Origin of the sequence: Citrobacter sp. Cu096, assembly GCF_030332285.1 — a bacterium.
Classification (GTDB): Bacteria; Pseudomonadota; Gammaproteobacteria; order Enterobacterales; family Enterobacteriaceae; genus Citrobacter; species Citrobacter meridianamericanus.
Map to the genome: position 1 here is coordinate 464,183 of NZ_JAOWID010000022.1, position 9,654 is coordinate 473,836.

The following is a 9,654-nucleotide window of genomic DNA, read 5'->3' on the forward strand; positions in this document are numbered from 1 at the left end:
TCAGGATTGCAATAATGAAGAACTCCGTACGCATGACTTTGCTGGCAGTTACCGTGGCTGGCGCGTCTTTTAGCACGTTTGCAGCAACCACATCTAATGTTCCGGCTCCTGCCCAGGATCCGATAGTACAGCATCTTAAGCTGAGCACTGACCAGGTTGCGCAGATTAAAAAACTGCACCAGCAGCTTGAAACCAATGTCGGGCAGATTTCGGTGAAGGATGTGAAAGGCGGCGCGTTGATTGACGTCATCAAGTCCGGGAAATGGGATGAAGCTGCCGTCAAAAAACAGCTTTCCGCGTTCAGCAATATCGAACAGCAAGCGCGTTATTACCGCGTGAAATACTATTTTGATCTGAACAAAGTGCTGACTCCAGCACAGCGCCAGCAGGTACAAAAAGATATCGCGCAGACGCTGAGCGAGTAACAGCGAAGCCTGCAATAACACATGGTTGCAGGCTTTTATTTTTCTGGGTTAAAACGACGAAAGCCTGAATCATTTCTGACTCAGGCTTTCTGAATATTGGCGGAATGGACGGGACTCGAACCCGCGACCCCCTGCGTGACAGGCAGGTATTCTAACCAACTGAACTACCACTCCGCGTTGTGTTCCGCTTGGGAACGAAGCGAATATTACGGATTGCCTCGCGCCTCGTCAACGCTTTTTCTCACGATTTTTAATCGTTTGCTGCAAAAATCACCCGAATGGTCATTTCCATACGAAAAACGTACAAACTATGCCCGCCAGAGGCAACTTCCGCCTTTCTTCTGCACCAGGTCAAGGCGCGACTCATGGGCCGCTAACTCTTCATCAGTGGCGAAAACAACGCGTAGTTTGCTGGACTGTCGCACAATGCGCTGGATCCCCGTGTCATTCTGCTGCTGGCTGTCACCTTCCATTGAGAACGCCATCGTTGTCTGCCCACCGGTCATCATCAGATAAACGTCGGCCAGAATCTGAGCATCGAGCAATGCGCCGTGCAAGGTACGTTTACTGTTGTCTATTTCATAGCGTGAGCACAATGCATCAAGGCTGTTGCGCTTGCCAGGAAACATTTTCCTCGCCAGCGCCAGGCTATCGGTTATTTTGCAGAATTCGTTGGTCTTCGGAATATCCCGCTTGAGCTTAGCGAATTCGTAATCCATAAAGCCAATATCAAACGATGCGTTATGGATGACCAGCTCCGCGCCGCGAATGTAGTCGAGAAACTCATCGGCCACATCGGCAAACGTAGGTTTATCGAGCAGGAACTCGTCAGCGATGCCATGCACGCCAAATGCTTCCGGGTCCACCAGCCGATCCGGCTTCAGGTAAACGTGGAAGTTATTCCCGGTCAGGCGGCGGTTCACCACTTCAACCGCACCGATCTCAATGATCTTGTGGCCTTCGTAGTGGGCACCAATCTGGTTCATACCGGTGGTTTCGGTATCGAGGACTACCTGTCGTGTAATTCCAGTGCTCATAACGGTCATTTATGTCAGACTTATCGTTTGATTTCGATTTGCTAAAACAGGAAGTCTACCAGAGATGCTTAAACAGGTAGAAATTTTCACCGACGGTTCTTGCCTGGGAAATCCGGGGCCAGGTGGTTACGGAGCGATTTTACGCTATCGCGGGCGCGAAAAAACCTTTAGCGAAGGCTACAACCTCACCACCAATAATCGCATGGAGCTAATGGCGGCAATCGTTGCGCTGGAAGCCCTGAAAGAACAGTGTGAAGTGATACTCAGCACAGACAGCCAGTATGTGCGTCAGGGCATTACGCAGTGGATCCACAACTGGAAGAAGCGCGGCTGGAAAACCGCAGATAAAAAGCCGGTGAAGAACGTCGATCTATGGAAACGTCTGGATACCGCGCTGGGGCCGCATCAAATCAAATGGGAGTGGGTGAAAGGCCATGCGGGTCATCCGGAAAACGAACGCTGCGATGAGCTTGCGCGCACCGCAGCCATGCGTCCAACTCAGGATGATATTGGGTATCAGGCTGAGGCTTAAGCGTCGGGTTTGCGGTATTGCCGGGTCGCGCCGACGGCCTGGCGGATAGGCGTTTTGCTTTTATTTTGTTTCATCGGGTTGAGCGTGAGCGGAATGGTTCGCTTACGCGCAACCACCAGTTGCAAACATCCCAGCGCGGGAATATGGGCGCTTAACATTTTTCCGCCCTTCTTATTCCAGGGCAGGACGTGAAAACGGCTGTAGTGCAGCACTTCAAAATTCAGCAATGAAAGCCAGTCCAATTGCCGCATGAGCGTAAACATCCGGCTGTTGTAGGGTGATGTTTTACGCAATACGGGCACCAGTTTACGCAATCCCATCAGGCTTACCGGGTTAAAACCGCTCAGAATCAACCAGCCGTCATCAATAAGCACGCGATCGGCCTCACGCAATAAGCGATGGGGATCGGAACACCACGGTAGCGTATGGGCCAATAAACAGACATCCACAGACTTATCGGCAAAAGGTAGATGCAAAGGATCGGCCGTCACCTGCATGGGAGACCCTTGCAAAGAAACATTAACCTGATGAGAAACCGCGCACGCTTCGGAATCGATTTCTGCGCTTAAATTACCAATCTTAAGCAGATGAAAACCGTACATTTTTGCGAACCACGGGTTAAGCTGATACTCCAGCGCCTCACGATAGTATTCGCCCCATGGCAAATCATTCCAGCTAACGGGCGCTACGACAGTTTGAGGGATCCTTGCCGGTTTCATCACAACCTTCCGTTACGCATTGAGAGGTAATCTATGAATCTTAACAGTATTCCTGCATTTCAGGACAATTACATCTGGGTCCTGTCGAATAATGACAAGCATTGTCTGATTGTGGACCCGGGCGAAGCAGCTCCCGTTTTGAAAGCTATTGCAGAACATAACTGGGTTCCTGATGCCATTCTGCTGACCCACCATCATCAGGATCACGTGGGCGGCGTGAAAGAACTTTTACAACACTTCCCACAAATAGTGGTGTATGGACCGGCTGAAACGCAAGATAAGGGAACGACGCACGTAGTTGAAGATGGCGATAATGCACTGGTTTTGGGGCATGAATTTACGGTAATTGCTACGCCGGGTCACACTTTAGGACATATCTGTTACTTTAGTCACCCTTATTTATTTTGCGGCGACACGCTCTTTTCCGGCGGCTGCGGACGTCTGTTCGAAGGAACGGCATCTCAAATGTATCAATCACTTAAAAAAATAAACTCACTTCCTGACGATACGTTAATTTGTTGTGCACATGAATACACATTAGCAAACATGAAGTTTGCCTTAAGCATTCTGCCTCACGATTCGTTTATTAATGAATATTATCGTAAAGTTAATGAGTTACGGGTAAAAAAACAAATGACACTACCCGTAATTCTGAAAAATGAGCGACGAAATAATCTTTTCTTAAGAACGGAAGATATTGATTTAATTAATGAAATAAACAAAGAAACAATATTGCAACAACCTGAAGAGCGTTTTGCCTGGTTAAGGTCAAAGAAAGATACGTTCTGACAATTCCGGGTTGCCTTTTGAAAACTTCGCCGTTATGATCGGTCGTCTTTTAAGCAACTATTGACACACACATGAAGGCAAAAGCGATATTACTCGCCTCTGTCCTGCTTGTTGGGTGCCAGAATACTGGTAACGTCCAACAACACGCACAGAGCCTTTCTGCAGCTGGTCAAGGGGAAGCAGGAAAGTTTACAAGTCAGGCGCGATGGATGGACGACGGAACGTCTATCGCTGCTGATCAAGATTTGTGGGCTTTCATTGGTGACGAGCTAAAGATGGGAATTCCGGAAAACAGCCGGATTCGCGAACAGAAACAGAAGTATTTACGCAATAAGAGCTATCTCCACGATGTAACTTTACGGGCAGAGCCGTATATGTACTGGATAGCCGGGCAGGTTAAGAAACGTAACATGCCAATGGAACTGGTACTACTACCCATAGTGGAGAGCGCTTTTGATCCTCACGCAACGTCTGGCGCCAATGCCGCAGGTATTTGGCAGATCATTCCGAGCACGGGGCGCAATTATGGTTTAAAACAGACCCGCAATTATGATGCACGTCGCGACGTTGTGGCTTCCACCACCGCCGCACTGGACATGATGCAGCGTCTGAACAAGATGTTTGATGGCGACTGGCTGCTGACCGTAGCTGCTTATAATAGCGGTGAAGGACGTGTCATGAAGGCGATTAAAACGAACAAAGCCCGTGGTAAACCCACTGACTTTTGGTCGTTGCCATTGCCTCAGGAAACAAAGCTGTATGTGCCTAAAATGCTGGCATTGAGCGATATACTCAAAAACAGCAAACGCTATGGCGTGCGTCTGCCAACAACAGACGAAAGCCGCGCGTTGGCACGTGTTCGCTTGAGTAGCCCGGTTGAAATGGCTCAGGTTGCCGATATGGCGGGTATCTCCGTCAGCAAGTTGAAGACCTTCAATGCTGGCGTGAAAGGCTCCACGTTGGGTGCAAGCGGCCCGCAATATGTGATGGTGCCAAAGAAGCATGCAGAGAAGCTGCGTGAGTCTCTGGCTTCAGGCGAGATTGCGGCCGTACAGTCAACGCTGGTTGCGGATAACACGCCGCTGAACAGCCGTAGCTACAAAGTTCGCTCTGGCGATACGCTTTCCGGCGTCGCTGCACGTCTTGGCGTGAGCACGAAGGATCTGCAGCAGTGGAATAATCTGCGTGGGTCGTCGCTGAAAGTGGGCCAAAGTCTGACGGTAGGTGCGGGTACCAGCGCACAACGGTTAGCTAATAACAGCGATAGCATCACCTATCGTGTGCGTAAAGGCGACTCACTGTCGAGCATTGCCAAGCGTCACGGGGTTAACATCAAGGATGTGATGCGCTGGAACAACGATACGGACAATCTGCAGCCTGGCGATCAGCTAACGTTGTTTGTGAAAAACAACGGCATGCCGGACTCCTGATAGTATTGTAGAAATAAAGGCACTGGCTTCCCCCCAGTGCCTTTTTTATTTATCCCGCTTTATGCGCCTCAACCATGATCGTGTCGCTGGTAAACGAGCCATCTTCCTGCAACGCAAAATAGGTTTTCACTTCGGCAGAAGCACTCTGTTGGTAAACACGAATCGCGTCACTCAACGCTGCAGGCGTGCGCATCCGCGCCACCCACGAACTGAACTCCAGCGGCAGACGATCGGTTAACAAGGTATCGGCAATCAGATTGGCGTTATTGATTAATGACAGCCACTCTCCGCTGGAGTAGTTGCGGACGTGCGCGGTATCACGTAACGCCTCCACGGTTTGCAACCAGATATCACGTACAGGATGGCCTGGCGACATCACATCCATCACAATCAGCACACCGCCGGACTTCAGAACGCGATTCACTTCCCGCAGCGCACTCCCGACATCATGCCAGTGATGCGCGGAATAGCGGCTAATCACTACATCAAATACGTCATCTTCAAATGGCAGGCTTTCAGCATACCCCTGCTGTGTGACGATATTTTCCAGACCTCTGTCTTTTGCCGCTTCAGAGACCACTTCAAGCATCTGTGACGATAAATCATAAGCCACGACCTGCTTTACGTGTTGCGCAGCCACAAAGCTGACGTGCCCCGCTCCGCATCCCATATCCAGTACGCGGGCCAGCGGAAATGCCGACAGCCTTTCTGCCAGACGTTGCAAGTCACGACCAGAGGCATGCACCGCACTGGTTAAATAGGCATTTGCCTGAGAGCCAAACTGCTTTTCGACGTTGTCATGATGAGAGCGTGTTGTCATTGTGTTGTCCTTCGGTTGTTGTGAAAAATGAAGGGCAACCATCACAGGCCTGCCCTACGGCAGACCTGACACACCGTTATTGTTCAGGTTTGCCGGGACTGAATTCAACGAGTAGCGGGTTATGGTCGGATGCGCGGGTAACCAGCACTGAGGCTTCACTCACGTTCAGACCGCGATAGAACACAAAATCGAGAGGACGACCAAACGCGCGGCGACGCTGATCGTCGGTAAAGCGCACCTGGCGCAGCGACATTTCACGCGCAAAGCGGTACAGCGCATTCATCCGTCGACGGCTCCAGGCATTAAAATCGCCAGCCATGATCACCGGGCCGCTGTGATGAGCAATCTGATCGCCAATGGGAAGTAATTGCTTACTATAGACATCAACGCCAAGGCTAAAGTTAACCGCGTGGATATTCACCACCATTAACAACCGAGTGTCAGGCAACGGGTACACCGTCACCAGCGCCGATTTCGCCAGCCGTAAAATAGGCTCACGCTCGCGCAATGGGCAACAGTATACTGGGTGAGCGGAGGAAAGCGTCATAACGCCAGAGGGATGCTGAGGCAGCACAAAGGCCGGAACCTGATCGGCCGCAAGATAATTAGCGGTCGCAAACTGCACCAGTTCTGGCGTGGTTTGCGCTTCCTGCAATAACACCAGATGCGCGTCTTTGCCAAAATTCTTCAACACCGACTGCCATTCAGCTCGCTGCTGTTTAAAAATATTCCATACCAGCACGCGAATGCGATCTTCACTGCTCAACGGTACGCCTGCGGGTAATGCCTGGCCAATATGCGCAAACGACCCTGGCGGTAAAATCCGCTCGGCGGGTTGTCCGGCAACATAACGCATGGCATAGGTGTTTTTTCGCACTTTAGACTTTCAAACCTCTGTAACGTCAACCAGTCCGCAGCCGGACTGGTTCTTCTGTTATAGGGATTTTAGCAGTCACTTTCAACGAACAATTGCAGTTTGTTTTGTAAGTGGGCGCTTACATCAATGATTTACCCCAAAACAACGCGCGCGGGCTTATCAAGACGACCGCTGAGCCACATTAGCAGGAAAGCAACCAGGACAATAAGTGCGCCAATCCACGGCGTCTGCGCCAGACCATAATGCTCGACCGTTTGTCCACCAATCACTGAACCCAGTGCAATGCCAATGTTAAACGCCGCAATATTCAACCCTGACGCCACATCAACAGCATTAGGCGTAAATTGTTCCGCTTTCTGTACCACGTAGACCTGCAACCCTGGTACGTTGCCAAAGGCAAAGATCCCCATCACCAGAATGGTAACCAGCGCGGCGTATTGCGTGGAAGCCGTCAGTTGGAAAACCATCAGCAGAACAAACAGCGCGGCGAAAATGAATTTCAACGCAGGAACCGCACCATGCTTATCCGCCAGCTTACCGCCCCAGATATTGCCGATAGCCACTGATACGCCGTAACCCAGTAAGATCCAGCTTACTGCTGCCGGAGAGAATCCCGCCAGATCCTGCATCATCGGTGCCATGAAGGTAAATGCTGTGAACACGCCGCCGTAGCCCAGTGCCGTAACAGCGTAAATCAGCAACAGACGGGGATGAGTCAGCACTTTCACCTGGTCGCGAATGCTGGCGGCTGCACGACCGGGAATGTTGGCGGGGATCAGCAGTTGACTGCTGATCAGCGCAATCACGCCTAACATTGATACTGCAAGGAAAGTCTCACGCCAGCCAAAGTGCTGACCGATAAACGTACCCAGCGGCACACCCGTTACCAGCGCCACCGTTAAGCCGCCAAACATAATGGCAATGGAGGAAGCCGCTTTCTCTTTTGGCACCAGACTGGTCGCGATAGTAGAGCCAATCGAGAAAAATACACCGTGAGCTAGTCCCGTCAGCAAACGGGCGACAATGAGTGTCATATACCCGGGAGCTTGCCATGCCAGCAAATTCCCTGCCGTAAACAGGACCATCAGCGCTACAAGTAACTGTTTACGCGGCAGACGTCCGGTGAGAGCGGTTAGCACCGGTGCGCCAATCGCCACACCCAGCGCGTAAATTGAAACCAGCAGTCCGGCGGAAGGTAACGAGATCCCCAGCTGTTGCGCGATAGTCGGTACCAGGCCAACAATCACAAACTCAGTCGTCCCAATAGCGAAGGCACTAATTGTGAGTGCAAATAAAGCGAGAGGCATAAATAACTCCATAACATCAGTAATCAGATGACACGCAGTATGCCGGGATGTTTTAATGACAAAAATATTCAAAATCTAAATATAATTTTGCTCCAGGTGCAAAAATGAAAGCGACATCCGATGAACTTGCGATTTTTGTGGCCGTTGTGGAAAGCGGCAGTTTCAGCCGGGCAGCAGAACAGCTCGGACAGGCTAATTCTGCGATCAGTCGGGCAGTAAAAAAACTGGAGATGAAACTGGGCGTAAGTTTGCTTAATCGCACGACCCGGCAGCTAAGTCTCACTGAAGAAGGAGAGCGTTACTTCAGACGTGTGCAGCAGATACTGCAAGAGATGGCAGCCGCAGAAACGGAAATCATGGAGTCGCGTAATACTCCGCGCGGTCTGCTGCGTATCGATGCGGCAACGCCGGTGATGCTGCATTTCCTGATGCCGCTAATCAAACCGTTCCGTGAGCGATATCCTGAGATGACGTTGTCTCTTGTCTCCTCAGAAACGTTCATCAATCTTATTGAAAGAAAAGTGGATGTCGCGATACGAGCAGGTACCCTGACTGACTCGAGCCTGCGTGCGCGCCCGTTATTTAGCAGCTATCGCAAGATTATCGCGTCCCCTGACTATATTGCCCGTTTTGGCAAGCCCGAGACCATCGAACAGCTAAAACAGCATCTGTGTCTGGGGTTTTCCGAACCCGTTTCACTCAATACCTGGCCGATTGCCTGTAGCGATGGACAGCTCCATGAGGTTGAGTGCGGGATTTCTTCCAACAGCGGGGAAACGTTAAAACAGCTTTGTCTGAGCGGTAACGGCATCGCATGTCTTTCAGATTATATGATTGATAAAGAGATTGCGCGGGGAGAACTGGTGGAACTGCTGGCCGATAAACGTCTGCCGGTCAAAATGCCTTTCAGCGCCGTTTATTACAGCGATCGTGCGGTCAGTACACGCATTCGGGCATTTATAGACTTTTTAAGTGAATATATAAAAACAGCTCCCGAAGGAGCTGTGAAAGAGGGTTAAAGAGTACAAAGGATCGAGCAATTAATCCCAGGCAGGAGCCAGTCCTTCCGGGCTGACAAGACGATCGTTGCAGTCCAGTGCTACGATCGCTTTTTTATCTTCGCCATCCAGATGCAGACCCAGCGCCAGCATGAACTCCTTAACGGATACTGCATCGCCCGGAGATGGCCAGTGGATCAGCGTCAGATCAACATAATCTGTACGCAGTTTCTTCAGGCTTTCTTTCAGGCTTGGGATTAGTTTGTCTTTGCTAAGATTTTCAATCCAGATCTTGGTGGTGAGGTACAACTCGTTACGCGGTACGCCGCTTTCGGCAATCACCTACCCCACAGCCGCTTCATTATCATAGATTTGCGCAGTGTCGACAGCACGGTAGCCCAGCTCAAGCGCCGTTTTAACAGAAGCGATAACCACGTCATCTTTCAGGCGGAAAGTGCCCAAACCGAATGCAGGGATAGCCATAGAATTCCTCTTTATAATCACTATGTTCGTTAATTAAAAAGATTATGGCCTTCAGCTCTTTATAGAAAAAGAGTGATAAATGCAGAGGATTTTTGCAGATGTAGCAATAATTAAATTGCAGGAAAAGAAAAAGCCCTGAGCTAATGCTCAGGGCTCTTAATAAGTGGCGGAACGGACGGGACTCGAACCCGCGACCCCCTGCGTGACAGGCAGGTATTCTAACCAACTGAACTACCG

10 protein-coding genes, 1 tRNA gene and 1 pseudogene are annotated in these 9,654 nt (G+C 50.5%); 5 read left to right on the forward strand and 7 right to left on the reverse strand.

Translation table 11 applies throughout. The annotated features are described in order from the left end of the window. Nucleotides 1-14 precede the first annotated feature (14 nt). Nucleotides 15-425, forward strand: a complete 411-nt coding sequence (locus OGX99_RS08875; RefSeq protein WP_286543236.1) for a Spy/CpxP family protein refolding chaperone — start codon at nt 15-17, stop codon at nt 423-425. 97 nt (nt 426-522) lie between these two features. Here the strand turns inward: OGX99_RS08875 and OGX99_RS08880 are convergent. Both OGX99_RS08880 and dnaQ read right to left on the reverse strand, forming a co-directional pair. After that, nucleotides 523-599 (reverse strand) — tRNA-Asp (locus tag OGX99_RS08880). Nucleotides 600-733: 134 nt separating this feature from the next. Continuing rightward, nucleotides 734-1,462: a DNA polymerase III subunit epsilon gene (gene dnaQ / locus OGX99_RS08885; RefSeq protein ID WP_187252996.1), complete on the reverse strand. Its 729-nt coding sequence runs from the start codon at nt 1,460-1,462 to the stop codon at nt 734-736. 64 nt (nt 1,463-1,526) lie between these two features. On the opposite strand from dnaQ, the gene rnhA reads away from it, so the two are divergent. After that, the gene (rnhA, locus tag OGX99_RS08890) at nt 1,527-1,994 is read left to right on the forward strand and encodes a ribonuclease HI (protein ID WP_151224178.1); all 468 of its coding nucleotides are present in this window, start codon (nt 1,527-1,529) and stop codon (nt 1,992-1,994) included. Here rnhA and OGX99_RS08895 read toward each other — a convergent pair. Next, complete coding sequence (locus tag OGX99_RS08895; RefSeq protein WP_151224177.1) at nt 1,991-2,713, reverse strand: class I SAM-dependent methyltransferase; 723 nt, start codon at nt 2,711-2,713, stop codon at nt 1,991-1,993. The two genes, rnhA and OGX99_RS08895, sit on opposite strands and share 4 nt — an antisense overlap. 33 nt (nt 2,714-2,746) lie before the next feature. Here OGX99_RS08895 and gloB point away from each other — a divergent pair, with 33 nt between their 5' ends. Both gloB and mltD read left to right on the forward strand, forming a co-directional pair. After that, nucleotides 2,747-3,502 carry a hydroxyacylglutathione hydrolase gene (gene gloB, locus OGX99_RS08900; protein ID WP_286543238.1) on the forward strand — a complete coding sequence of 252 codons (756 nt, stop codon included), beginning with the start codon at nt 2,747-2,749 and terminating at the stop codon, nt 3,500-3,502. Between the two features lie 71 nt (nt 3,503-3,573). Continuing rightward, nucleotides 3,574-4,932, forward strand: coding sequence for a murein transglycosylase D (gene mltD, locus OGX99_RS08905; RefSeq protein WP_187252998.1), 1,359 nt, complete (start codon nt 3,574-3,576; stop codon nt 4,930-4,932). A gap of 49 nt (nt 4,933-4,981) precedes the next feature. Here mltD and OGX99_RS08910 read toward each other — a convergent pair whose 3' ends face one another. The 3 genes from OGX99_RS08910 to OGX99_RS08920 form a co-directional block, all read right to left on the reverse strand. Beyond that, complete coding sequence (locus OGX99_RS08910; RefSeq protein WP_286543240.1) at nt 4,982-5,752, reverse strand: class I SAM-dependent methyltransferase; 771 nt, start codon at nt 5,750-5,752, stop codon at nt 4,982-4,984. Nucleotides 5,753-5,828: 76 nt separating this feature from the next. Beyond that, nucleotides 5,829-6,629, reverse strand: a complete 801-nt coding sequence (locus OGX99_RS08915) for an endonuclease/exonuclease/phosphatase family protein (RefSeq protein WP_151218483.1) — start codon at nt 6,627-6,629, stop codon at nt 5,829-5,831. A 131-nt stretch (nt 6,630-6,760) separates the two neighbouring features. Next, the gene (locus OGX99_RS08920) at nt 6,761-7,936 is read right to left on the reverse strand and encodes an MFS transporter (RefSeq protein ID WP_286543243.1); all 1,176 of its coding nucleotides are present in this window, start codon (nt 7,934-7,936) and stop codon (nt 6,761-6,763) included. 104 nt (nt 7,937-8,040) lie between these two features. On the opposite strand from OGX99_RS08920, the gene yafC reads away from it, so the two are divergent. After that, entirely contained in the window at nt 8,041-8,955 is a 915-nt protein-coding gene (gene yafC / locus OGX99_RS08925; protein WP_151224173.1) for a DNA-binding transcriptional regulator YafC, read from the forward strand. Between the two features lie 120 nt (nt 8,956-9,075). Here the strand turns inward: yafC and OGX99_RS08930 are convergent. Continuing rightward, nucleotides 9,076-9,417: pseudogene (locus OGX99_RS08930) on the reverse strand (aldo/keto reductase); the annotation flags it as partial. Between the last annotated feature and the right edge of the window lie 237 nt (nt 9,418-9,654).

Coding starts and splice junctions, on each gene's coding strand:
- OGX99_RS08920 (WP_286543243.1), bottom strand. CDS start 7,936: ATGCCTCTCGCTTTATTTGCACTCACAATTAGTGCCTTCGCTATTGGG.
- OGX99_RS08910 (WP_286543240.1), bottom strand. CDS start 5,752: ATGACAACACGCTCTCATCATGACAACGTCGAAAAGCAGTTTGGCTCT.
- OGX99_RS08875 (WP_286543236.1), top strand. CDS start 15: ATGAAGAACTCCGTACGCATGACTTTGCTGGCAGTTACCGTGGCTGGC.
- mltD (WP_187252998.1), top strand. CDS start 3,574: ATGAAGGCAAAAGCGATATTACTCGCCTCTGTCCTGCTTGTTGGGTGC.
- OGX99_RS08895 (WP_151224177.1), bottom strand. CDS start 2,713: ATGAAACCGGCAAGGATCCCTCAAACTGTCGTAGCGCCCGTTAGCTGG.
- gloB (WP_286543238.1), top strand. CDS start 2,747: ATGAATCTTAACAGTATTCCTGCATTTCAGGACAATTACATCTGGGTC.
- yafC (WP_151224173.1), top strand. CDS start 8,041: ATGAAAGCGACATCCGATGAACTTGCGATTTTTGTGGCCGTTGTGGAA.
- rnhA (WP_151224178.1), top strand. CDS start 1,527: ATGCTTAAACAGGTAGAAATTTTCACCGACGGTTCTTGCCTGGGAAAT.
- dnaQ (WP_187252996.1), bottom strand. CDS start 1,462: ATGAGCACTGGAATTACACGACAGGTAGTCCTCGATACCGAAACCACC.